The sequence below is a fragment of the Allosphingosinicella sp. genome, assembly GCF_036387615.1.
In the GTDB taxonomy this organism is placed as follows: domain Bacteria; phylum Pseudomonadota; class Alphaproteobacteria; order Sphingomonadales; family Sphingomonadaceae; genus Allosphingosinicella.
On record NZ_DASVTH010000057.1, the window covers coordinates 37,728 to 60,184 of the forward strand.

The window sequence follows — 22,457 nt, forward strand, 5'->3', positions numbered from 1 at the left end:
CTTTACGCCTGTTCCGGTGGCAGGTGAAGCAGAGCCGGAGCATGTGGACGTCCTGATCGTCGGCGCGGGCCTTTCGGGCATCGGCGCGGCGTGGCACCTCAAGCATCGCTGCCCCGGCAAGAGCTTGCTCATCCTGGAGAGCCGGGAAGCGATCGGCGGGACCTGGGACCTGTTCCGCTATCCCGGCATCCGCTCCGATTCGGACATGTACACGCTCGGGTATGTGTTCCGGCCCTGGACTCACGGCAAGGCGATCGCGGACGGTCCCGTGATCCTGGACTATATCCGCGACACCTCGCGCGAGGGCGGAATCGATCCGCACATCCGCTTGTCGCACCGGGTCGCAAGCGCATCCTGGTGCTCGGCAGAGGCGCGCTGGACGGTGGAGGGGGAGCGGAGCGACACGGGCGCGAAGGTGCGCTTTACCTGTAGCTGGCTGCACATCTGCTCGGGCTATTACGATTATGCCGAAGGGCACCGGCCTGAGTTCCCGGATGCGGCCGATTTTGCGGGGCGGATCGTCCACCCGCAATTCTGGCCGGATGGGCTGGACCATGCCGGCAAACGCATCGTCGTGATCGGCAGTGGCGCGACGGCGGTGACGCTCGTGCCCGCGCTCGCCAAGACCGCCGCACAGGTCACCATGCTCCAGCGCTCGCCGACCTACATCGTGTCCTTGCCCTCAACCGACCCGATCGCAACCGCGCTCCGCCGTCTCCTCCCGGCAAAGCTCGCCTCGCGGCTGGTCCGCGCCAAGAATGTAGCCCTGCAGATGATCTTCTACCAACTCGCCCGCCGGCGCCCGGGCAGGACGCGCGACAAGATCATCGACCTCATCCGTCAGGAGCTCGGCCCCGATCGCGACGTCGAGAGGCATTTCGCGCCCAGCTACAGGCCTTGGGACCAGCGCCTCTGCCTCGTGCCCGATTCGGACCTGTTCGCCGCGATCCGCGACGGCCGCGCCAGCGTGGTCACGGACGAGATCGAACGCTTCACGCCGTCTGGGATAAAGCTGCTCTCGGGCGCGGAACTCCCGGCAGACCTAATTGTCACGGCGACCGGGCTCAAGGTCAAACTGCTCGGCGACATCGCGGTTTCGATAGACGGCTCACCCACCGATTTCGCGACCAAGCTCAGCTACAAGGGGATGATGTTCAGCGACGTGCCGAACCTGTCCTATGCCTTTGGCTACACCAATGCCTCCTGGACGCTGAAGGCCGACCTCACAGCTGCTTATCTCTGCCGGCTCCTGCGCCACATGGATCGTCGCGGCGCGCGCAGTGCCGTTCCCCGCTGGGGCCCCGGAGTGGAGGAGACTCCCTTCGTAGACTTCACCTCGGGCTACATCCAGCGGGCCGCCCATCTGCTCCCGAAGCAGGGCTCGAAGCGGCCGTGGCGGCTGCACCAGAATTACCTTCTCGACCTCCTCACGCTGCGCTTCGGCAAGGTTGACGACGAGGAGATGGAACTGAGCTGACGAAGTAACTCCAATGGAAGGCTCAAGCGACAGTCCTTTGAGGCGCTGCCCAGTTGCGCTTGCTCTGTGCCGTGCGCCTACGGACTGCCCCCGCTCGTCCGCCCCGAGACCAGGCTGTCGACGACGCCTGGATCGGCGAGGGTGGAGGTATCCCCCAAGCTCCCGGTGTCGTTCTCGGCGATCTTGCGCAGGATGCGGCGCATGATCTTGCCGGAGCGGGTCTTGGGCAGTCCCGGCGCGAAGTGGATCACGTCCGGCGTTGCGATCGGCCCGATCTCGCGCCGGACCCAGCTGACCAGGTCCCGGCGCAATTCCTCGCTGCCCTGCTCGTTCGCGTTGAGGATCACATAGGCGTAGATGCCCTGGCCCTTGATGTCGTGCGGCATGCCGACCACCGCCGCTTCCGCGACCTTGGGGTGGGCGACAAGCGCGCTTTCGACCTCGGCCGTGCCCATACGATGCCCGGACACATTGATCACATCGTCGACGCGCCCCGTGATCCAATAATAGCCGTCCTCGTCGCGCCGGCAGCCGTCGCCGGTGAAGTAATTGCCCGGATAGGTGCTGAAATAAGTCTGGAAGAAGCGGGCGTGATCGCCCCACACCGTCCGCATCTGGCCGGGCCAGCTGTCGGTGATGACGAGATTGCCGTCCGCCGTGCCTTCGAGGCGCTTGCCCTCGGCATCGACCAGTTCGGGGCGCACGCCGAAGAACGGCTTGGTGGCCGAACCGGGTTTCAGCGGCGTTGCGCCAGGAAACGGCGCGATCATCGCCCCGCCGGTTTCGGTCTGCCACCAGGTATCGACCACGGGGCAGCGGGAGTCGCCGACCACGCGATGATACCATTCCCAAGCTTCCGGGTTGATCGGCTCGCCGACCGAGCCGAGGATGCGGAGCGACGAACGGCTCGCCTGGCTTACATAAGCGTCGCCCTCCCGCATCAGCGCGCGGATGGCAGTCGGCGCGGTATAGAAGATGTTGACCTGGTGCTTGTCGCACACCTGCCAGAAGCGGCCGAAATCGGGATGGTTGGGAACGCCCTCGAACATGAGGCTGGTCGCCCCGTTCGCGAGCGGACCATAGACGACGTAAGAGTGGCCGGTGACCCAGCCGACGTCGGCGGTGCACCAGAAGACCTCGCCCGGGCGGTAGTCGAACAGATACTGATGCGTGATCGACGCCCAGACGAGATATCCCCCCGTGGTGTGGAGCACGCCCTTGGGCTTGCCCGTCGACCCGGAGGTGTAGAGGATGAAGAGCGGGTCTTCCGCGTTCATCGGTTCGGGCGCGCAGTCCTCCGATTGCGCTGCAAGCGCCTCGCCATAGTCGAGGTCGCGCCCGTCCTGCAGGCCCGGACCGTCTCCTGTGCGGCGGACAACCAGCACCTTCTCCACCCCGGGACAGCTTTCCAGGGCCTTGTCCACATTGGCCTTGAGCGGCACCGTCTTGCCGCCGCGCCCGCCCTCGTCCGCCGTGATCACGATCCGGCTGTCGCAATCCTGGATGCGCCCGGCGAGGCTGTCGGGTGAGAAGCCGCCGAACACGATCGAGTGGATTGCGCCGATCCGGGCGCAGGCGAGCATCGCGGCCGCGGCTTCGGGAATCATCGGCATGTAGAGCGTGACCCGATCGCTCTTGCGGACGCCGAGACCCTTCAGGGCATTGGCGAGCCGGCAGACTTCGGCGTGCAGCGCGCGATAGCTGACGTGGCGGCTCTCCGCCGGATCGTCGCCTTCCCAGATGATCGCGATCTGGTCGCCGCGGTCGGCGAGGTGCCGGTCGAGGCAATTGGCCGAGACGTTGAGCACCCCGTCCGCGAACCAGCGAATTCGGAAATCCTCTTCGTCGAAGCTTGTATCCTTGACGATGGTGAAAGGCTGGATCCAGTCGAGCCTGCGCGCCTCGCCGGCCCAGAAGTTTTCCGGATCCTCGATGGAGCGCCGGTACATGGCCTCATAATCGGCGGCCTTGATGAGGGCGCCTTGCGCGAACTCGTCCGGAACGGGATAGGTTCTACCCACATCGCTCTCCTGAGGGCTGTGCCCTGTGACGATCCTGCTGCGCTTGCGTCACCAGAACGTCCAACTGATCTTCAGCTCCGAACCTCTTCTGCCTTCCGCGTCAAGGGTCCAAGACCTCGGCTTCGATATCGCCGCAGCCTGCTGTCGAAGGCGCAGAAGCGCAAGCGCTATCGCCCCAACCTGCGCGCCCAGCGTGGACCTGAAATCGTAGTTCGGCTCTGATCAGTGTTGCCGGCCCAGTAGAAGCAAAGCGCCGCCATGTGCCGTGGCGGCGCTGGCAATGGAGTTGACGGTTCTGGCCGCTGCCTGGGTGCGCTAGTTCTTTTGTCATTTTTCCAACATGCAGAGAGCCGATCCGGCCGATCTGCGAGGCCTTTTTTGGGCGGCGACGCGCGAGCTTCGGTCGTTCAGGATTGCTCAGGCTCTTCCCGGAAGCGGACCTCCTAAGAAGCTCATCCGGTAAACTCTTCTGATTTAGATACGGGTCGGCGGCGAAGTCACTCGGGGAGGATCGGCTCGCGCAAGAACTCCACAAAGAACGTCACTGCACCGGTGAGCTCGACCTCGTGGAGAATAGTGGGTTCCACGACCCCTTGATCGAGCGGCGTGAGAACCCACTCTCGACGCTGCCGCCGCGCGTCCACGACCCGGTAGATCAGTGTCCCTTCGACGACACGGATGCGGCCCCAGGTGTCCGCCTTCGTCGAATGCGCGCGCAGCAGGGCTGCGGGCACGGTGTCTGAACGGAACTGGGGCGTTCGCTTGTAGACACTCATTTCCGGCGGGATTCTACGTGCCGGTTCCGGCAGAGCTCGAGCCGGCTCCGGATCGACCTTCAGCATGCGGCCGCTCTGGGGGCGCTAGTGAACCCTGCCCCGGGATCCCGGTTGAACTGAATGCCAAGGGCCAGGCTTTCGGCGATCCTGGCCGCCTTTGCCTGCAGCAGGGCGGCGCTTTCGGGATCGAGGAGGCGATCTGTCGTCTGCCTCCAGATAGCGAGCCACCGTTCGAATGCGCGGGTGTCGATCGCGTCGGCATGCTTGATATGCGCTGGCAGCGGCCTGCCCTTGTAACGACCGCTCGTGAGCATCACCGAGGACCAGAATGCCTGCAGCTTGTCGAGATGCTCAGGCCAGTCGGATATTGCTGCGTCGAAGGTCGGGCCGATTAGCGGATCGGCCCGGACGCTGGCGTAGAACTGCTCGACCAGATCGCGCAGCGCTTCCTCGGTGATGCCCTGATATTCTGCTTGGTCAATCATAAGGCCCTCAGGCGGCTTGTGGAAATGAGCGAACGCCGGCGTTCACGGCCGCGGTCAGCGCATCGCACAGAAGGGGCTTCTCTACGATGGCCACCCCCGCTTCGACTGCTGCGTTGCGTACGGTGCGACTGGGAGCGCTGGTGATCAGGACTGCCGGCAGAGCGATACCTCGAGCCCGCAGCGCTCTCAATGCGGCGAGCCCGTCCATGCCGGGCAGGCGGTAGTCGAGCACCAGACAGCCAACCGGCGGAAAGTCGGGCTTCGCCACGAGATTCTCTCCGCAGTCGAAGGTCTCGATCAGAAACCCCTCCAGCTCCAGCGAGAAGGCAAGCGACGCGCGTATGGCTGGATCGTCGTCGACGAGCAGGATTTTGGGGCGAGAGGGCATGTCCATATCCCGGCGGGAGGCGGCGGAGCACCGCCGCCTCGTGTCGTCAGGCGGCCTGCTTCCAGGTCGGCTGCAGCTCGACATGGGGAGGGCACGGGGCGACTTGGCCGACCGGAAGTCCCGCCAGTTCGTTGGCGTAGCCGTGGTTCACGTCGCGATGGTGCGCTTCGTCGGCGCGAACCACCAGCACCACATCCCGCAGGGTGGCGTCGGCCGGAAGGCTCCAATAACGCTTTGCGATCGCGGGCGCCGGCACGTTCTCGGACCGTCCTTCGTCGATCTCCGCGAGATAGTGGGTGTAGCTGATCACCGCCTCTTCCTCGAAGTAGCCGACCACGCGATGTGCGGTCTTGGAGCTGATCAGGTAAAGGGCGAAGAAGAACAGATAGAAGACCCATTGCACCCCGATGATCACCGCCCGCTCGAACAGAGTGGGCTTGGAGATCTCGATGAAGGTCATGAGGTGCATGCGCTCGTTTTCGGCCTCGTCCATCAGCGTCTTGATCCATCCCTTGTCGTCGCACATGCGGCGCAGGCAGGCGAGGTGGTTGATGGTGGCGCCGACCATGCCTGGGACGGCGGCGACGGTTTCCAGAACCACCGCCCGGTGGCCGTAGCGCTCGGCAAAGAAAGTGTCGGCGGTCCAGCGCAGCATCTTGGTGAAGCCGAACGCGATGCGGTCCGATAGGCCCTTGGGACGATGGTGAACGGTGAGGTCGATACGAGGGGCGGTCATCCGAGTTCTCCTTGTTGCGGCGCCGGTTTCTCACCCTGCCGCTGTACATTCGATCTAGCCGCACGAGTCCGCTGCCGGAATTCGGGTCTTTATCCTAAGTAGAATCCCGGAGGTCGCAGACCCGCCGGTGAGCCGCTATCTGAGACCCCGATGGTACTTGCCCGGCACGGAGCGAAGATCGGCGAAAGGTTTGCGCGCGCGGGGCGGCTGGTGGCGTGCGCCCTGGCGATCGCGGTCGTGATTGCCGGGGCGGCACTGCGCTGGGGCCTTGATCCTTATCTGGGGCAGCGGGCGACCTTTATCTTCTTCGTGCCTGCAGTCGTCTTTGCGGCCGCACTCGCCGGATTGTGGCCGGGCCTGTTTGCCACTCTCGCCGGCGCAGCGGCCGGGCTTGCGATCGATCGCGTCGCCGGCGGACTGGAAGCCGGCAATATGATTGCGGCGGGCGCCTTCCTGCTGGTCGGCGCCGCCGTTGCGACGGGCGGCGAATGGTTTCAGCGGGCGCGCTCGGCACAGGAAAGGACCACCCAGGATCTCGCCCGGCGCGAGGCGCATTTGCGCTCAATCCTGGAAACCGTCCCTGACGCGATGGTCGTGATCGACGAGGCTGGATCGATCCGCAATTTCAGCCAGGCCGCCGAACGGCTGTTCGGCTGGACTGCACAGGAGATTGCGGGCCGGAACGTCAGCCTACTCATGCCAGCGCCCTACCGGGAGGCGCATGACGGCTACATGCATCGTTATTACCGGACTGGCGAGCGGCGCATCATCGGCGTGGGTCGCGTCGTAGTTGGTGAGCGGAAGGATGGTTCGACCTTCCCGATGGAACTCGCGGTGGGCGAGATGCGGATCGACGAGGGCCGCTTCTTCACGGGGTTCGTGCGGGACCTTACTGAGCGCCAGCAGACCGAAACCCGACTGCAGGAGCTTCAGACCGAGTTGGTGCACGTGTCCCGGCTGACGGCGCTCGGCGAGATGGCCTCGTCGCTCGCGCACGAACTCAACCAGCCTCTCTCGGCGATCGCCAACTTCCTCAAGGGCAGCAAGATGCTGCTCGAGCGGGAAGACGTGCCGCACGAGCGGGTCGCGCATGCCGTCGACAGGGCGGCGGACGAGGCGCTGCGGGCGGGCCAGATCATTCGACGGTTGCGGGATTTCGTCGCCCGCGGCGACACCGAACGCACGGTGGAGAGCCTGCCCAAGCTGATCGAGGAGGCAAGCGCGCTGGGCCTCGTGGGAGCCAAGGAGCATGGCGTCCGCGTGCGCTTCGACTTCGACCGGGAGGTCGATCTCGTGCTCGCCGACAAGGTCCAGGTTCAGCAGGTGGTGCTCAATCTTATCCGCAACTCGATCGATGCAATGGCCGACAGTGGTGCCACGCGTGAGCTAACGGTAACCCTCGCGCCGGCCGAGCCGCAGATGGCGGTTGTTTCGGTCGCCGACACGGGCCCGGGCATAAGCCAGGACATTTCGGGTCAGCTGTTTCAGCCTTTCGTTACGAGCAAGCGCACCGGCATGGGTGTCGGCCTCTCCATCTCGCGGACCATCGTCGAGGCTCATGGCGGGCGCATCTGGGCCGAGGAAAATCCGGGCGGCGGCACCGTTTTCCGGTTCACGTTGAAGAGGATCGAAGGAGAGGATCTGCTCGATGGCGACTGAGCCGGTGGTACATGTGATCGACGACGACGACTCCGCTCGGGAGGCGCTCGCGTTCCTGGTCGAGTGCGCGGGGATGCAGGTTCGCTCCTACCCCTCCGCGCGTTACTTCTTGGAGTCGATCGCAACCATGAACCATGGCTGCATCGTCACGGACGTTCGTATGCCCGAGATGAGTGGGGTCGACCTGGTTGGCCGCCTGAAGGAGCTCGGCGTCAAGGACCCCGTAATAGTGATCACCGGCCATGCCGACGTGCCAATGGCGATCCAGGCGATGAAGGCTGGCGTGGCCGACTTCCTCGAAAAGCCGTTCAGCGATCATGCCATCCTGGATGCGATCCGCGCGGCACTGGCGCGCCAGGCGGGGGAAGAGGAGGCCGATGCGGAACGCGAGGGGGTCAAGGCCCGGATCGCAACGCTCTCACAGCGGGAGACGGAAGTGATGAACGGGCTGGTCGAAGGGCACCCGAACAAGGTGATCGCGAACGACCTCGGCATCAGCGCCAGGACAGTGGAGGTCTACCGCGCCAATGTGATGACAAAGATGAAAGCGGCGAGCCTGTCGGAACTGGTGCGCATGGCCACCATCGCCAGGCTCGCCGGTTAGCACGCGCCTCGAGGCGGCGCGTTCCTCCTAAAGGTAGATTGCGGCGATTACTCCCATTGCGAGCGCGCCGAAGGTCAGCAGCACCGGCACCACCAGCATCTGCACGAGTGCGGCCGTGCCCGTGCTGCGTCCCGTGAAGGTATCCATCCCTTGCCGCAGGAAGAGACCGAGCGATGGTCGCGGACCGGCTTTCGGCTCCTGACGGAAGAAGAGGTACGGCACCGTGAAGTATGCAACCAGGAACAAGCCGCAGATCGCGATCATGAAGGCGGATTGCGCGGAGTTTACCGTCGCCAGGGCGAAAGACCCGAGGAGCGCGGCGTACGACGTGACGATCAGCCCGCCGACGGCGGCCGGAACATCCGCCGCAGCCGGCGTCGGCGTGAACGGGCTTCCGGCAGGGGCCTCGTCAATGTCGAGAACCGGCAGAGGTGCGATCTGGCCGCTGGCCGGCCAGACTGCGGCGATGTCGACTTTGGTGAAGCTGTCCTTGGCTGCAAGCTGTTCATGACGCATGTCGGTTCTCCCCTCGCTCGATGCTTCGAATGCGAAGAGGAGTTACAGGGGGCGGCATGGGCCTAAAATTCGGATATTATCCCTAAGTAGATATCCGGAGGTCGATTACCATTGTCCTGTCTCCTGCTCCGTTTGGTTCGGATTTCGGCGATTCAGTCGCGTCGATCACCCTGATCTGAGCCTCGATCCTCAGGCAGGTGGTCGGAACGCATATGTCCCTGTCAGCGGCCCAACTGAGATAGGCAGACATTTCGACGCCGCGATGCGTCGTCCGGGATGGGCCCAAGGGGGTCAGCAGCAGCTAGTCAGCCACTTGTCCCAAGGTGGTGGGAACCAGCCGGTCCGCTTTCTGTCACCAGGTTGGGGGGTTCCGGCCATTCGTTCACGGATAACGAATGACAGCTAGACGCCACTGTCGGACCGTCAGAAGCTTCGATGAGCGCTTAAAGAGCGGACCGCCAGCTCCTGTGGATGAATGTCGGTTTTCAGCCGATGGCGGAGATCGGGATGCCCGATCAGTCGGGCTGATCACCAAACAATCGCCGCGATGCGCGGTTCAAGCGGGTGCTGCATGCTTCAAAGGCAGCGGCCACACGGATGAGTTCTGCGAGCGTCCACTGATCACCATGCCTGAGTAGAACATGGGCGCCATCGGCGGCCGTGCCCGGCTTGGCGTGAACCAGGTTGTTCCGGGTGCCAACCAGAAAGCGAAAGTCGGCTGCGGCTTGTTCAAGCTCGAGCTGCTCTTTGGAAGGCTTGAGCCCCTTCACGAGGTGGAGGAGCGTGTCGGCAACGCGGCCGGCCGTACGATCCTCGAGGCTGTCTACACTTCCAGGCTCGATGCGCTCGCAGCACCAAACGGCGTTCCATTCCAGGCTTGCAAAGGAGAAAACAGCCAGTCCGATCGCACTGGTATAATCCGGGTGGACCGGCACTCCCCGGTGACCATCGTTCACGTCGATTTCCGGTGCTGGTCGACGGTCGCGTTTGCCATCCGGATCAGAAGGTCCCGCGCTCTGATGCAGGGCCGGACGCGCCGCGCTGCACCTCAACCTCCTCCGGCTCTAGCTGATCGATATTGCTGACCTCGTTGCGGGCGCCTTGGTGGGAGTAGACCAACTCGTCGAGCTTGGCATGCATCGCCTGAGTGTCCCTGTGAGTTGCTCGTTGTATGAATAGGGTCATGACCCAAGTAGCGATCGTGGCAAGGCCGTGCAGGTCGAGCGTCTCTCGTTCAAGCACAAACCAAAGCGCTACGTAGCCGCCGACGACGAGGAAAGCCGCAGGGTGAGCGGCGAGCACGCCGACATGGGTGAGGCGCTCCGCACGCTTGCTATGGTCGACATCTTCAGCAAACCCTTCTGGAGTGCGATGTCCCGAGCCCTGTTCTCCTGGCCGCAGGCGCAACCGCGCTGCGCGCCCGCCGAGTTCGCCGGCCGCCCGCATCGCGTGATAAACAGACCTGGTGCTCACTGTCCAACTCAAGGCGAAGCGGCATGAAAAGCGACCAAGACTCTCCGGCAGCGTGCAGGAATCATGCGGTGCAGGACCGCGTACGGGCTGAAGCGATGGACACGGAGAATGGCCGTCTCCGCCTCGAGCGCAGCGCTTCCGCGTGGGAGACTCGGGCCGACGAGCTGGACGCCGTTGCTGAGACGAGAAGCACCTCCCGCGCAGAAGCCATCGAGGAGTGGAACGCGGACGAAACGGACGAGGACGAGACTTAAGAAGATCGTCCGGGATACTGTGCCGGCAGGCACCTGCTCTAAGAGGCCTCCTTCTTATTCGGCTGGTCCATCGCCTCTTCGTGATTCTTGTCGCCCCCTGTGCTGCGGATCAGCCCCTCGACCCCGCTGAGCCGGGTCATCACTCATGCTTGAACAGCCCAAATTCGAAAGGATCGAGGCGCCCCGGCGCGCGAGCCGGGGCACTCCTCCTTCACTGATTGCTGAGGGTGAGCCGGATTAGCGACCCATCGGGAATACCCGCACCACGGTGTCGGTGCGCGCGTCGATCTGGTAGATCTGCCGACCGTCCGAGCGATAATAGGCGCCATTGCCATCGCGATATTGGCCGCGATATTCGCTCGGTACGCCGTAGAGGTTCTCGGACGCCCGCTGGCCGACCCGGAGCCCACGGCCGCCCATCAGAGCATCCACCACGCCGGCAAGGCCGCCGCGCTGCACGGGTTGACGATAATCGTCGCCCTGCCGGTCGTCATCCCAGCGGCCGTCGCGGGCGTAATCGCGATCGTCATAGCCGTCATTGTTGCCGTCGACGCGGTCGTTCCGGTCATACTGGCCATATCGGCCGTCGCGCCCGTAATCGGCGCTACGGCTGTATTGGCCGTTACGGTCGTAGCCGTCTTCGCTGTTGTCACGGTCCCATCGCTGGTTGCCGCCGTCCGCCACCCGTAGCTGCTGGCGCAAGGTGCGTAAGCGTTGCTGGAGGTCGGCTCGCTCACGACCGCTAATTCCGTTCACGCTATACTGCCGCTCCAGTTGGCTCAGCTGTTGGAGCTGCTGGCGAAGCGGTCCCGCTTCCTGCCGGCTGATCGTTCCGCTCTGGACGCCTGCTTGCAAGCGCATCCGCAGCTGCCCGACGCGGGCGGCGATATTGCCGTTCGCATCAGCGCCGGCCTCGTAACCGGTGCCGGAATATTGCGCGGCGGCCGGTGCGGAGGCGGCCAGCGCTGAAATCACGGCCACGCTCAAAGTGATCTTCTTCATCGTCTGCTCCTTTGACGCACTGCGTCTTCGGGAAGTAAGCGCGTCGCGACCTTTGATATTCCTGAACGGCGATCAGGGCCAAGGTTCATTTAACCGTTTTGGAAAACTTCGGTGCTTCGATTACCGGTCGCGTATCCTGGCAATCGTCCTCTGGTTACGAGGCCACCTATCGCGAGCATATCGCTTCCTGTACGCCTAGCGAAACGCACGGAGGCGATGTCATCGGAACTCTGCTTACGGATATTGATCGTCGGGCCATCGAGGCCTGCCGCCAAACTCGTCACGACGCGGTGCGCCTGTTGGCGAGCATCAATGAGGGTGGCGATACCTACTTCGACCGCTCGGATGTTGCAGCGGATGTGGACGTGACAAAGGAGCACGCCAGCTTCTTCCAGTCTGTGATCGATCGCATGGACATAGCGCTTGCGGCATTCGAGGCCCGCACTCTCGAGACTCTACCGACCTAAGCACAGGCTGCGCTGCGCAGTCGAGGAGGAGCAGAAGATGAAGATCCTGGTCGCCACCGCAGCCGTTGCGCTGCTCACTCTTTCAGCTTGTGGAGCTCCTCAGGGCGACGATGACGATGAGTCCCGCACTGAGCAAGGCGACAGAAACGATGACGAAGATGACTGAATCCAGCGGTGCCTGCCGCCTGGTGTGAGGCTGGACGTTCGCGCCAGGGCAGGCGCCGCCAATCCAAGTGGAGCTAACATGACACACAATCCTGAAACGGAGATCGCCGAAATCTCAGCAAAGGAGGATGCGCTGCGGGAGGAACTGCAGCAGTCCACGGAGATCAATTCCAAAGCTCAGCGGGTTCTCCAGCGTCGCAAGGCTCATCTGCGGACCAAACCAGAATAGTTTTGTTTGCTGGCGAGAAAGGCGAATCGGCATCGTTCCTGTTGAAGCAGCAGTGGAAAGGCCGTTTCCAAAGCGATGAACGAGCGCTGTCGCACTCGTTAAGGCCCGGAACACGCAAAGTCTCCCATAGCAGTCTCGCTCGCTCCGGCCGGCGCTGAGTTGGCGCTGTATGCCAAGCACCGGCCCCGGCGAGCCCCTTCCGTAGCGTATCGAGGGCGGGGCAGTGGTTTTCGTAATCACTGCCCCGATCCTCAAGGCTCACGAGCCAGACGGCCGCTACTCAGCCCCGTTTCACCAGCATCTCAGCACAATTGGGTCGCTAGTTCGCTCCATCCGTGCAAACAGGGCTCATCACCTGATCCTTTCGCAAGCGTCCCGTGACTGAGAGACACTGCTGGTGCTCTCGCTTGGAGAAGGTGATCACCGATGGAACGTTCAAACTGGCTCGGCCGCAAGAGGCTGTCCTTGGCCGTGGCAGAGAAGGCAAAGAGCTCAGAAGCCCAGCCGATCGATGGACATCGCGCCGGCCTTCACGGCAAACTTCGCATCAACCCACCGATAAGCGACTGGCACGATGGCGCCTACTATGCCGCTCTCGAGCAAGGGGCCGTATATCTCGCCGGCCAAGCGACAGATCCCGCCGAAAGCGCTGGCCACCTGAAAGCCGCCGCAGTGTATCGGGACCGTGCGCTCGAGGCTTCCAGCCCCCCTTCACCGGGCACGATACATTGAGCAACGCTGCTGCGAGAGGGCCGGCGGCTCTGTTCCACAAGTTCTTCGGGCGGCATACGGCCGACCTGCGCGCCAGCCACTGGGAGTTCGGCCAGTTCGTCAGCACATGCACGAGCTGTGCTTGCGCGATGAGGAAGCCGCCGGGGCAGGGCTGGCAGGTAGCCTAAGCCGGCCGTCTCCGCTCGGGATCGGCTGTAATTTATCCGCTCCCACTCGGCCGTTGTCGCGACAGCGAACAATTCTGAGCTGATTAACGAGCAGGATCGCCCATGTGCCGGGCCGACACGATCCGGGGCAGGCACCCTTTGCAGGTTCCCGGCCGCTACGAATCGGTCCTAATCAGCGGAATGAGTTCAGCCAATACGTGCCTCAGGGCCCGCCCCCTCTCGTGGTTCGCTCCTGCGTTGGCGCTATGTGTCGCCTGGGGAGCTTCCGCGATAGCGGCCAGCCAATCCTCTCCTGCGCGATTTGAGTCCCTCCGGACGCAGGATTTGCGAGTGGCGAGCGTGGCGTACAGACTCTCGCTCGCCAACGCGGCCAGGTGCGCGGATATCCTCGCCCCGCAGCACGGTCTCATCCTGCACAGTCTGGAGCAATATGGAGCGGCCGATCGCCAGGAAGCGGCTCGCCATTTTGGCCTCGGCGCGAATGTGAACGTGATGGCGGTGGTGGAAGGCAGCCCGGCGGCAAGGGCCGGCCTCGCGGCCGACGACCGCCTGATCGCCATCAACGGACAGGCCCTGGCGGCGAACGCGGCAGCCCCGCTGAGCCCGAGCCGCGCCCCTGTCGAGCGCGCCGAGCGGATGATCGCTCAGGCATTGGAGAACGGTGAGATCGTCCTTCGCGTCCGCAGCTCGCGCGGCGAACATGACGTGCGATTCCTCGCCGATCGCGGCTGTCCAGCGAATGTGGAACTTCTCCCGGCTGATGTCGTGAATGCCTGGGCAGACGGGGAGCGAGTGGTGGTCAGTGTGGGCATTCTTCGGCGGTGCAGGGACGATGACGACCTCGCTTTGGTGATCGCCCATGAGCTCGCGCATAATCTTCTTCATCATGGGCGGCGGCTGGCTTCCGCTCCCGATCGGCAAGGCAGGCTTTTCCTCCCCTCGGGCGCTGCGGCCCGAGGGACGCAGAAAGCTGAGGAAGAAGCCGACCGGCTTGCCGTGAGGCTGGCCAGGGCGGCAGGTTATGATCTCACCGGCGCCGGCGAATTTCTCACCGATGTAGCCGGGGCCAGCCCGTCCGCGCCCGGAGCACGAACTCACCCGACCTTGCGCCGAAGGTTGGCGCTGCTGAAGCGCGAGATCGCCGCAGGCCGAGATTGAACCTCCGCCCGGAGGGCTGATTCAACGAATGGCGAAAACTGCTCCGAGCGGCTTTGTTTCGGGCAGTATGTAGACGATGCCGACTGTCCCGGTGAAAGCCGGAACAACTATGGCATCGTAGAATTTCGCCGGCACGTTGATGCACCCGTATGAAATTCGGTTGTCGAGCGGCGATGGCGATGCAAGCCGCTGGTGCCGGCGCTCCTTGGGATTTCCGGCGATCACGCGGTGAAGGGAGAGCGCCGCGTCATAATCGATCCAGAGGATATCCTGCTCGAAATCATGCCCCAGCGCTGCCTCGAAGCGCCCGGCCGGCGTGGTCCGATCCTCGGGGCTAATCGTCGCCAGCTTGCGCTGCCCGATCCCGGGGGCACTGTCGTCGCCGCGACCCAAGCCGAGCAGCGAGGCTGTGGCACCTTGCAGCTTTCCTTGGCGATCGAACACGAAGACTTTCGCGTTCAGCTTGTCGATCACCATGAACGGCAGGGCACGATTGTCGGCGGAGGTGGCGATCCAGTGCAGCAGCTCCCGCACGACCGGAGATGCGGCTTCGCCATCGAAGTCTGCAGCCCATTGAGCTGCGGGGGCGTGTGCCCGAGGCGGAGCTCCAGCCGCGACGGCTGGAGACGAGCCCAGGCCGGCAGCGGCCAGGACGAGGAGAAACACTCCTGTCCTGAGCGCGGCCGGCACTTGGCGTTTAATGACGAGCCTGCTTGCGCGGATAAACCGGGACCACCGGGCTGGGCGCCGGCTGAACCGGCTGCGCTACGGGAAGAAAAGCATTCTTCCCAACCTCGCTGCTTGCCCGCTCGATCGGGCGGTCGAGCTCCTCGATCGCGGCCAATTGAAGGGTCGGCATCCGAACTCCGCCACCGATCACCGCAAGCTGCGGGGCAAGGGGCGCGGCGACCGGCGCTGCGGGTGCTTGCATCAGGGGCACCAGCACCGTAGCGACGGGCGGCGCGGCGGCCGGGGGCGCGGCGGGCGGGATGACGGGCGGGGTTACTACCGGGGCAGGCACGACCACCGGCGCGGGCGTCACCACGGGCGGCACTACGGCCGGCGGTGGGGCGACGACCACGGGCGGAGGCGCCGCGACGGGTGGAGGCGGGACGACCACCGGCGGCGGCGTCACAACCTCCGGAGGGGGCGGCGCGACGACCACTGGCGGGGGCGCCACAATCACGGGAGGCGGCGCGACAAAAGGCGGGGCCACCACGGGCGGGGGCGCTACGACGGGCGGTGGCGTCACGACAGGAGGCGGTTCTGCAACCGGAGGCGGGGGGGGTGGCGCGATCACCGGCGGGGGCACAACCACCGGCGGTTCAACCACAACCGGCGGCGCCACCACAACCGGCGGCGCCACAACGACTGGCGGCGCGACCACCGGCGGCGGCACGACTACAGGCGGCGGCGCAACGACCGGCGGCGGCGCGACGACGGGAGGAGGAGGAGGAGGCGCCGCGGCTGGCGTGATCGTTCCCGTGGTGTTGAAGCCGGCGGCGCAGCAGAAACTCGCCAGCGCATATCGATCGGCGTTCGGCCCGGCGAGGCTGTAGCCAGAGTAGCTGATCCCGATGCCCGACCCGGCGGCGCTGCTGTCGAAGGCAGCGGTCGCGCCCGCGCCTGCCACCAGCGTGACGCCGGTGGGGACGCCCGAAACCGCATTGGTATTGAAGCCCGCCAGGGTAGTGCTGGTCGTGCCGTCGAAGACCTTGTCTCCCTTCGGGAACAACAGCATGCGTTGGGTGAGCGAGGCGCCCTCGGTCAGAACGAACTTGGTGCCGAAATCCGTGGGCGCGGAATAGGATACCGGATTGTAGTTGATCGTAACCGGCGCCACCGTGACCGTGATAGGAGGCGCGAGGGGAGCGAAGATGATCGTTCCCCCGCCGACGCCTGGTCCCGTCCCGTCAGCACCGGCGATCAGAGTCAGACCCACCGGGAGACCAAGGCTCTGAGCCGGTATGGTCGTGCCCCGGGTGAGCGTGACCTTGGCATCGATGTGGACGTCGTGACCCGCGCACAGGGCGATGTTGCCGTCGGTGGTCGTGATCGCGTGAAAGACGTTCACATTCTGGCCGGCGTTGAGCAGCACGCTGCCGTTGGTGGTCGTGATCGGCGCATTGACGTTCACGTCGCGGCCGCAGCACGCCACGACATTGCCGTTGGTGGCGGTGATCGCGGCGTTGATGTTGACGTCCCGAACCGCGTTCAGCGTCAGGGTCGTCGGCGCGCCGGATGCCGTCCAGGCAACCGCATCATTGACGTGGATGTCGCCGGCGCCGCCCGTATTGTCTCCTGCAGAGGCGAGGGTGCTGATGACCACGCTGCTGGTCACGAGCTGAGCGGAAAGCGTGGCGCCCGAGATGTTGCCGCCGGTCGCAGCGACGGTGAAGTCCTGCGGATCGATCAGCCAGGTGCCGGTCTGACCGAGCGGCGCGGCCGTGGTGACCTTGACGCCGTCGATGATGTTCACGGTGGCGGACGACGTTTCGATAAAGCCGCCGTCGCCGCCCTGGACGGCACTGGCGTCGAGCACGCCGCTCACGTTCATCGTGCCGCTCTGCATGTCGCCCAGCAACATGATCGTGCCGTTGCGGTTTTCGAGCGTGCGAGCCTCGATGATGCCGCTGTTGTTGACGACGGTCCGGAGCAGCGCGCCGGCTGCCTGTGCGGTCATCAGGACGCGGCCGCCGTCGGCGCGGAGGAGGCCGCCATTTTCGACCAAGGCGCTGACGGCGCCCTTGTCGATCGCGACGTTGAGCAGCCCGTCACCGGCCACGTCGAGCGTGATCGCTTCGCCCGCTGCAAGCGCGACGGTGCCGAAATTGGCCTGGATCACGCCCTGGTTGCTGACGCTCGCCCCAAGCAAAGCGACATAGCCGCCGTCGGCGTTGATCGAGCCTTGGTTGAGCACCGCGCCCCCGCTTCCGGAGAAGGCGTAGCGGCCGGCCATGAAGTCGGCGTCGGAGATGCCGAGCGTCGAGGCGACCAGGCCGCCCACGTTCACGTTTGCGCCTTTCCCGAACAGGATGCCGTTCGGGTTGATCAGGAACACCTTGCCGTTGGCGGTGAGGCCTCCAAGGATGACCGAGGGATCGGCGCCAAGCACGCGGTTCAGGGCGACCGACTTGCTGTTGGGCTGAACGAACGTGACGTTGTTGTCGGCGCCGATCGAGAAGGTCTGCCAATTCAGGGCGACATTCTGGCTCGTCTGATTAATCGTGAGGCCGTTCGAGCCCGCAGACACCGTGGCGCTGCCGGACGATACGGAGCCGCCGGTCGGGAGGTTCTGCGCCTGTGCGGCCGCAGAGGCCGCCATTCCAAGAACGGCCAGGCTCGCCAGCCGACCGATGGCCGTGGAAGCGGACAAGGCTCTCCTCCAACGGGGGCCGCTGGCTGGGGGAGGCGTTCCGGTTTCATACTTGCTGTTCATGATGGCGTCCTTCTTCATCGGAAGCGGCGTGAGCCGCGATTTTGCTGATCGGGCCATCAGAACAGCTTGGAGATTTGGAACCAGGCGCGGCCGGGCTTGTCGGGCCCCGAGGTCGTTTCCGCATCGCCCAGCTTGTGGGCGTAGCTACCCCGGAGGACCAGATCGTGCGGGCCGAACCAGGTGAGGCCCGCGCCGAAGCCGCTGCGACTGGCGTGGTTCGACCCAGCGAACCAGGGGTCCTCGGAATAGTCGACTTCACCTGCGTCGACGAAGCCGATCAGCTGGAGCTGGCCGGGCAGCGCCGCCGCCCATGGGGCCAGCATCAGCCGCGCTTCGATCGTTCCGATATAACCCTGATCGCCGTAAGCCTCGCCCTCTGGATAGGCGCGCACGCCATAAGCGCCGCCCAGCTGCAGTTTCTCGGAACTGTCGAGATTGTCGAAGGCGAGTTGCCCACGCAGCGAAGCGTAAAGCGAGAGTGGCCCGCTCAACGTTTGCAGGCGAGCAACGCTGCCCTGGAGCTTGCCGAAGCCCCCATCGCTGCGCGCAGTGAGCGCGTCAGCCGCGCGTTCCGCCGGGTTCTGGATGTCGAGATTGCCGACCGACACGCCGCCGGAGAAGGTATTCCAGCCGCCGCCACCGAGATCGTCGCGGGAGTCGCCGCTGAAGCCAAGGGTCGCGACTTCGACCTGCTTGTCCGACTCGGCCGAAACCAGGCCGATCCTGTCCTCGAGCAGTTTCACATCGACGCCGGCGAGCGCATAGAAGTTGGCGCCGCGCGATCTCACCAGCGGATAGCTGCCAAAAACGCTGAAGATGTCGGCGCTGCCGTCCGCGTCGAGGCTCTCGAATTCGCGTCCGAGCTCGTAGCGCAAGTGGGTGTAAGCCAACCCTACGGCTCCGTCGCCGACGAGAGCCTGATACGAGGCGCGGCCGTACGCCAGACCACCTTCTGAAACGAGCAGGCGAAGGCTGAGAAGATCGCCCAGCCCGGTTGGGTTGTTGAGGTTGACCGAGCCCCCGGCGCGGTAATTGCCGGTGTAGCGATTGCCCGCATTGTCCGCCTCGACGCTGCCGGTGACGCGGCGGCCCGGAGCAATGTCGACGATGAGGTCGGACGTGCCCAGCAGCGCGCCGGGCGCGAGCGTCGATTTCACGACTACTCCCGGAATGTCGGACAGCAGCAGGAGACGCCGTTCGAGCGGCGCGTTCGCGACCGGGGACCCGGTGTCGAGCCCGCTCAGAATGTCGGTCGTCACTCGGTCGGAGAGTTTGGCCCTGTTGCGCACATTGAGCTTGCCGTAATTGCCTTCGACAACGGCAACGGTCACCGCTCCATCCTTGATGTCCTGCGCCGGCAGATATGCCTGGGCGAGAAAATAGCCCCGGCTGTTGTAGTAATCGGAGATCCTTGCAGCGGACTTGCGTAATTCGAACAGAGTAAGCTCGGTGCCGGGAACCACATTGGCGGCAGCGATCAACTCGCGTTCGCTGAAGAGGGTGTTGCCCGTGATGCGCAGCGAAGCCACCCGGACCGTGGCGCCGCCCTCAATGGGTTCCGAGGGAGAGGTCGACCGCTCTACCGTGATCCCGGGCTCGGCCTTCCGAGGAAGGGGCTGGGGCGGAATTTGCTGTAACTGGGTACCCGCACTTGGCGCCTGCTGTGCTAGCGCAGCCTGACTCAATGTCAGCAACGCAGCTGTCGTCACGCTCACCTTGAACATAGCTAACCTCGTTCGCCGCCGCGTCTTTAGGCGTGACGTCCCCCGCGCAGCGGCGAGGGTACACACGTAGCTAAGCTTCCCATGGGGTGATCGATGGGTTCGATCAGACCCCCGGGGCAGTGAGCCGCTTCAGGTCGAAGCTCGGATCAGCGCTGCAATGGTTAATAATCCTGCAGAAGCTTAAATAAGATTAACGTGCGGCGCGTAGTTCATCGTCTTGGCTGGCATATTCGGCGGCACCGGGCCGTCCCGGTCAGTTCTAAGTGCCCAAGGGTCGAGCGGCGGCTCGCGCACGCGATCATCAAGCGGGCGACACATCGCCTTCGACGAGTGGTGGGCGCCTGCCACGAACAACAAGACCGTCGCACGCTCCTCCGCGCGCCAGTTTTGCACGTAGAACCGAGGGTAGTTGCTGATGGACCAGTTCTGCACTTCTCGGACTTGAAGGCCCGCTTGAACCTACCGCTTAGCCGTTGCCAATCTCCGTCGCGGGTGTGAAAACCAACCTTGTGCAGAAGCCAGGTTGACCCATATGCGGACGCTCAGAGCCGACCGCCCGCCAGCCAGAAGCGGACATACGTTCACATTGAACCGCCGGTGCTAGGTCGGGGCATCCGCTTGGCCCGCGGCTTGGGTAGAGGCAGCTCGGATGCGGTGCGGCGAAACAGTTCCGCCAGCCACTCCCGATCCTCTAACTGCTCTGCGTCGATCACGAGGCAGGGCTTGGCACCTGGATAAGGCGGTGCCTCGCTAGCATCTGGAGCGTGCGCGCGACCGCCGTTGGTGGGCTTTACAAAGAGCTGGTCGTCGCACACGAGCGCTACGAGTTTGCTTTCAAGATACAAGCCATACTCACCAAACATAGGGCGAGCGGTAACCTTGTTTGGCGCCCCGCCAGCCTGATCGACGATGAAGGCGACGGTGCTTGGAACTGACGACATGCTGCCGATACTGCGCGCTTGCTACATGGATTGGAAGCCTGCCAACACCTGTCGAGCGCCAACCGCCGATGACCCGGACGGTTATCCAGACTGTCTTAGCCGCTGCTCGAAAGCGGACGTTCGTTATATATTTTAGGTTCGGCTTGGAGCCGCCGAGAGCACGCGGTCCGCTTAGGGGCGCGAAGGTGGACGATCACCTTCGTCGTCTCAGTCGGAAGCTAACCTGTATCCGACTGTGGGCTCGTTGATGATCAGCTTCGGGCGTGATGGAACCCGCTCCAGCTTCTGACGGAGCCCCCGGACCGCCACCCGCAGATAGTCCATCTGCGCCTCCTGAGCCGGTCCCCAGACCGTGCGCAGCAGGTGAGCGTGGGTGAGCACGCGGCCGTGATGCTTGGCCAACTCCGCCAAAACCGCAAACTCCTTGGGCGGGAGATGCACCTCGGCGCCGTCTCGGCGCACAGTGCGCCGGAAGAGGTCGATCGCCACGCCCTGTGCCTCGATCGGGCGGCGGTCACCATCGAGGCCGAGATCGGCGAGGTTGGCGATGTAGCGCTGCAGCTTGCCCGCCTGCGACGCCATGGCCGAGACGAGTTCCCGGTCGCCCGCGCCACTGCGGCGGAGCCCATCGACGCTCTCGAGGAGGCCGGTGGCGCTCGGCATCAGGTCCTGCGCGATGGTCGCCAGCAAGGCGGACCGGATGCGGTCGCGCGCGCGGGTGGCGGCAAACTCGCGTGCCGCCGCTTCGACGCGTGCCCGGGCGAGCGCCAGCGCGACCTGATCAAGCAGGTTTTGTAAGAGTGGAAGTTGATCCGCACTGACCGGTGGGGCGCCGTCGTCGCGGGCGAGGCCGATCGCGGCGACCACCGCGTCCTCTGAGAGGACGGGGTGGAACTGCCATTCGGCAGTGTTCGCGCGGTACGAGGCGCGCCCGGCTGGCTCGCCGCTCTCAAATGTGAGCGTCGCGGCCGCAACGTCGCTCGGGCCGAGCGTCACCGCAGCCGGCGTGGAGGCGATCACCTCCGGTTCGGGGGCAGCTTTCAACAGCAACGCATTGCATTTGAGAAGCGCGGCCAGCTGCTCGCTCGCGACAACGGCGATTTCCTCCTCCGATCGGCACGAGAGCAGTCGGCGCGCGAGCCCCGCGATGGTGGCATTCCGCGCGGCGTGAGCCGTGGCGATCTGCGCCTGCTTGCGGACCGAAGCAGCGAGTTGGCTGGCGACCACAGCGACCAGAAACAGCACGATCACGGTCAACAGATCGGTTGGGCTCGACACCCGGAGGGAGCCACTCGGTGCCGTAAAGAAGTAGTTGTAGGCCAGGGCCGACGCGAGCGCGCTGAACAGGGCTGGGCGCAAACCGGCATGGAGAGCCGCCCCGAGCACGGCCGGAAGGTAGAGCAGATCGACGGCGGAGTTGCCCCAGCGCGGCGCGACTAAAAGGCCGGCAAGGGTCGAGAGCGCCACCAACAGAGCCGCTTCCGGATAGCAGCCGGTCGACGGTGAGCGGGTGCGGGCCGATGAAGCTTTCCTTCAGGGCGTAGAGCGGCGACGTGCCGATATCGCCGTAGACGACGCCGATCGCGCCCAGCATCAAGGCCGGCAACGAATGCTTGTGGGTCTGGTCGGGCGTGGATGCCGCGGCCGCGGTGTTTGCGATGGTAGCCATGGGGCATGCCACTGCGACGGGACCGCATAAAGATTCCATGTGGATCGGCAGCGACGGCCTAGGCGAAGCGTTATGAACCACCTCGACGGAGGGGTACCGCCCGCGCATTTAGAGGCCATGTTCCGTCAGGCTGCCCGATCGTCCCGAGCTTCCGCATCGCGCGGCAACATCTTCGGCGTCCTCAGCCTTGTGTTTTGGTCACTCATGCTGGTGGTCACCGCCAAGTACGTGTTCATCGCCATGCGCGCCGACAACAAGGGCGAGGGCGGGTCCTTCTCGCTGCTCGCACTGATCTCGCGCACCCTGGGCGAGAAGAGGTGGACGGCGGGCCTGGTGATGCTGGGCGTGCTCGCCGCCGCGCTCTTCTACGGCGAT

The 22,457-nt window shown here is 64.6% G+C and carries 25 protein-coding genes and 1 pseudogene; 10 read left to right on the top strand and 16 right to left on the bottom strand.

Annotated features, from left to right (window positions below; all coding sequences use genetic code 11):
• The first annotated feature begins 16 nt into the window (after positions 1–16).
• Positions 17–1,477 (top strand): flavin-containing monooxygenase, encoded by a 1,461-nt coding sequence (locus VF631_RS11940; protein ID WP_431850535.1) that lies wholly within the window; start codon positions 17–19, stop codon positions 1,475–1,477.
• Positions 1,478–1,554: 77 nt separating this feature from the next.
• On the opposite strand, the gene acs is transcribed toward VF631_RS11940, so the two are convergent.
• From acs to VF631_RS11965, 5 genes are all read right to left on the bottom strand, one after another.
• The gene (gene acs / locus VF631_RS11945; protein ID WP_431850536.1) at positions 1,555–3,498 is read right to left on the bottom strand and encodes an acetate--CoA ligase; all 1,944 of its coding nucleotides are present in this window, start codon (positions 3,496–3,498) and stop codon (positions 1,555–1,557) included.
• A gap of 497 nt (positions 3,499–3,995) precedes the next feature.
• Positions 3,996–4,340: a DUF1971 domain-containing protein gene (locus VF631_RS11950; protein ID WP_431850537.1), complete on the bottom strand. Its 345-nt coding sequence runs from the start codon at positions 4,338–4,340 to the stop codon at positions 3,996–3,998.
• Positions 4,334–4,759 carry a group III truncated hemoglobin gene (locus tag VF631_RS11955; protein WP_431850538.1) on the bottom strand — a complete coding sequence of 142 codons (426 nt, stop codon included), beginning with the start codon at positions 4,757–4,759 and terminating at the stop codon, positions 4,334–4,336. The genes VF631_RS11950 and VF631_RS11955 overlap by 7 nt, the downstream gene beginning before the upstream one ends.
• A gap of 7 nt (positions 4,760–4,766) precedes the next feature.
• On the bottom strand, positions 4,767–5,147 hold the full coding sequence (locus VF631_RS11960; protein ID WP_431850539.1) for a response regulator: 381 nt from the start codon (positions 5,145–5,147) through the stop codon (positions 4,767–4,769).
• A 46-nt stretch (positions 5,148–5,193) separates the two neighbouring features.
• Positions 5,194–5,883 (bottom strand): alternative oxidase, encoded by a 690-nt coding sequence (locus VF631_RS11965; protein WP_431850540.1) that lies wholly within the window; start codon positions 5,881–5,883, stop codon positions 5,194–5,196.
• A 210-nt stretch (positions 5,884–6,093) separates the two neighbouring features.
• Between VF631_RS11965 and VF631_RS11970 the strand changes: the two genes are divergently transcribed.
• Entirely contained in the window at positions 6,094–7,542 is a 1,449-nt protein-coding gene (locus VF631_RS11970; RefSeq protein WP_431850541.1) for a PAS domain S-box protein, read from the top strand.
• Positions 7,532–8,146, top strand: a complete 615-nt coding sequence (gene fixJ / locus VF631_RS11975) for a response regulator FixJ (RefSeq protein ID WP_431850542.1) — start codon at positions 7,532–7,534, stop codon at positions 8,144–8,146. The genes VF631_RS11970 and fixJ overlap by 11 nt, the downstream gene beginning before the upstream one ends.
• Before the next feature lie 27 nt (positions 8,147–8,173).
• Here the strand turns inward: fixJ and VF631_RS11980 are convergent, their stop codons facing one another.
• The 3 genes from VF631_RS11980 to VF631_RS11990 all read right to left on the bottom strand — a co-directional run bounded on the left by VF631_RS11980 (position 8,174) and on the right by VF631_RS11990 (position 10,135).
• Positions 8,174–8,662: a hypothetical protein gene (locus VF631_RS11980; protein ID WP_431850543.1), complete on the bottom strand. Its 489-nt coding sequence runs from the start codon at positions 8,660–8,662 to the stop codon at positions 8,174–8,176.
• Between the two features lie 515 nt (positions 8,663–9,177).
• A complete protein-coding gene (locus VF631_RS11985) occupies positions 9,178–9,618 on the bottom strand; it encodes a hypothetical protein (protein WP_431850544.1) in 441 nt (146 codons plus the stop codon).
• A 43-nt stretch (positions 9,619–9,661) separates the two neighbouring features.
• Complete coding sequence (locus VF631_RS11990) at positions 9,662–10,135, bottom strand: low affinity iron permease family protein (RefSeq protein ID WP_431850545.1); 474 nt, start codon at positions 10,133–10,135, stop codon at positions 9,662–9,664.
• A gap of 23 nt (positions 10,136–10,158) precedes the next feature.
• Here VF631_RS11990 and VF631_RS11995 point away from each other — a divergent pair, with 23 nt between their 5' ends.
• Positions 10,159–10,389: a hypothetical protein gene (locus VF631_RS11995; RefSeq protein ID WP_431850546.1), complete on the top strand. Its 231-nt coding sequence runs from the start codon at positions 10,159–10,161 to the stop codon at positions 10,387–10,389.
• A 237-nt stretch (positions 10,390–10,626) separates the two neighbouring features.
• Here VF631_RS11995 and VF631_RS12000 read toward each other — a convergent pair whose 3' ends face one another.
• Complete coding sequence (locus VF631_RS12000) at positions 10,627–11,391, bottom strand: hypothetical protein (protein ID WP_431850547.1); 765 nt, start codon at positions 11,389–11,391, stop codon at positions 10,627–10,629.
• 98 nt (positions 11,392–11,489) lie between these two features.
• On the opposite strand from VF631_RS12000, the gene VF631_RS12005 reads away from it, so the two are divergent.
• The 3 genes from VF631_RS12005 (at position 11,490) to VF631_RS12015 (ending at position 12,252) form a co-directional block, all read left to right on the top strand.
• Positions 11,490–11,858: a hypothetical protein gene (locus VF631_RS12005; RefSeq protein ID WP_431850548.1), complete on the top strand. Its 369-nt coding sequence runs from the start codon at positions 11,490–11,492 to the stop codon at positions 11,856–11,858.
• 37 nt (positions 11,859–11,895) lie between these two features.
• Positions 11,896–12,024, top strand: coding sequence for a hypothetical protein (locus VF631_RS12010; protein WP_431850549.1), 129 nt, complete (start codon positions 11,896–11,898; stop codon positions 12,022–12,024).
• Between the two features lie 78 nt (positions 12,025–12,102).
• Positions 12,103–12,252: a hypothetical protein gene (locus tag VF631_RS12015; protein ID WP_431850550.1), complete on the top strand. Its 150-nt coding sequence runs from the start codon at positions 12,103–12,105 to the stop codon at positions 12,250–12,252.
• 492 nt (positions 12,253–12,744) lie between these two features.
• On the opposite strand, the gene VF631_RS12020 is transcribed toward VF631_RS12015, so the two are convergent.
• Positions 12,745–12,879 carry a hypothetical protein gene (locus VF631_RS12020; RefSeq protein WP_431850551.1) on the bottom strand — a complete coding sequence of 45 codons (135 nt, stop codon included), beginning with the start codon at positions 12,877–12,879 and terminating at the stop codon, positions 12,745–12,747.
• Positions 12,880–13,481: 602 nt separating this feature from the next.
• On the opposite strand from VF631_RS12020, the gene VF631_RS12025 reads away from it, so the two are divergent.
• Positions 13,482–14,309, top strand: coding sequence for a M48 family metalloprotease (locus VF631_RS12025; RefSeq protein ID WP_431850552.1), 828 nt, complete (start codon positions 13,482–13,484; stop codon positions 14,307–14,309).
• 21 nt (positions 14,310–14,330) lie between these two features.
• On the opposite strand, the gene VF631_RS12030 is transcribed toward VF631_RS12025, so the two are convergent.
• The 4 genes from VF631_RS12030 to VF631_RS12045 all read right to left on the bottom strand — a co-directional run bounded on the left by VF631_RS12030 (position 14,331) and on the right by VF631_RS12045 (position 20,317).
• Positions 14,331–14,975 (bottom strand): L,D-transpeptidase, encoded by a 645-nt coding sequence (locus VF631_RS12030; protein ID WP_431850553.1) that lies wholly within the window; start codon positions 14,973–14,975, stop codon positions 14,331–14,333.
• A gap of 31 nt (positions 14,976–15,006) precedes the next feature.
• Positions 15,007–17,685: a filamentous hemagglutinin N-terminal domain-containing protein gene (locus tag VF631_RS12035; RefSeq protein ID WP_431850554.1), complete on the bottom strand. Its 2,679-nt coding sequence runs from the start codon at positions 17,683–17,685 to the stop codon at positions 15,007–15,009.
• A 119-nt stretch (positions 17,686–17,804) separates the two neighbouring features.
• A complete protein-coding gene (locus VF631_RS12040; RefSeq protein WP_431850555.1) occupies positions 17,805–19,277 on the bottom strand; it encodes a ShlB/FhaC/HecB family hemolysin secretion/activation protein in 1,473 nt (490 codons plus the stop codon).
• A gap of 776 nt (positions 19,278–20,053) precedes the next feature.
• Positions 20,054–20,317 carry a hypothetical protein gene (locus VF631_RS12045; protein WP_431850557.1) on the bottom strand — a complete coding sequence of 88 codons (264 nt, stop codon included), beginning with the start codon at positions 20,315–20,317 and terminating at the stop codon, positions 20,054–20,056.
• Here VF631_RS12045 and VF631_RS12050 point away from each other — a divergent pair.
• Positions 20,237–20,407, top strand: a complete 171-nt coding sequence (locus VF631_RS12050) for a hypothetical protein (RefSeq protein WP_431850559.1) — start codon at positions 20,237–20,239, stop codon at positions 20,405–20,407. The two genes, VF631_RS12045 and VF631_RS12050, sit on opposite strands and share 81 nt — an antisense overlap.
• Positions 20,408–20,620: 213 nt before the next feature.
• On the opposite strand, the gene VF631_RS12055 is transcribed toward VF631_RS12050, so the two are convergent.
• Together VF631_RS12055 and VF631_RS12060 are read right to left on the bottom strand one after the other, a co-directional pair.
• Positions 20,621–21,880 (bottom strand): DUF4118 domain-containing protein, encoded by a 1,260-nt coding sequence (locus tag VF631_RS12055; protein ID WP_431850556.1) that lies wholly within the window; start codon positions 21,878–21,880, stop codon positions 20,621–20,623.
• A 22-nt stretch (positions 21,881–21,902) separates the two neighbouring features.
• Positions 21,903–22,082: pseudogene (locus VF631_RS12060) on the bottom strand (KUP/HAK/KT family potassium transporter); the annotation flags it as partial.
• A 117-nt stretch (positions 22,083–22,199) separates the two neighbouring features.
• Here VF631_RS12060 and VF631_RS12065 point away from each other — a divergent pair.
• Positions 22,200–22,457: KUP/HAK/KT family potassium transporter (locus VF631_RS12065; RefSeq protein ID WP_431850558.1), on the top strand; the 258-nt coding region annotated here is incomplete at its 3' end.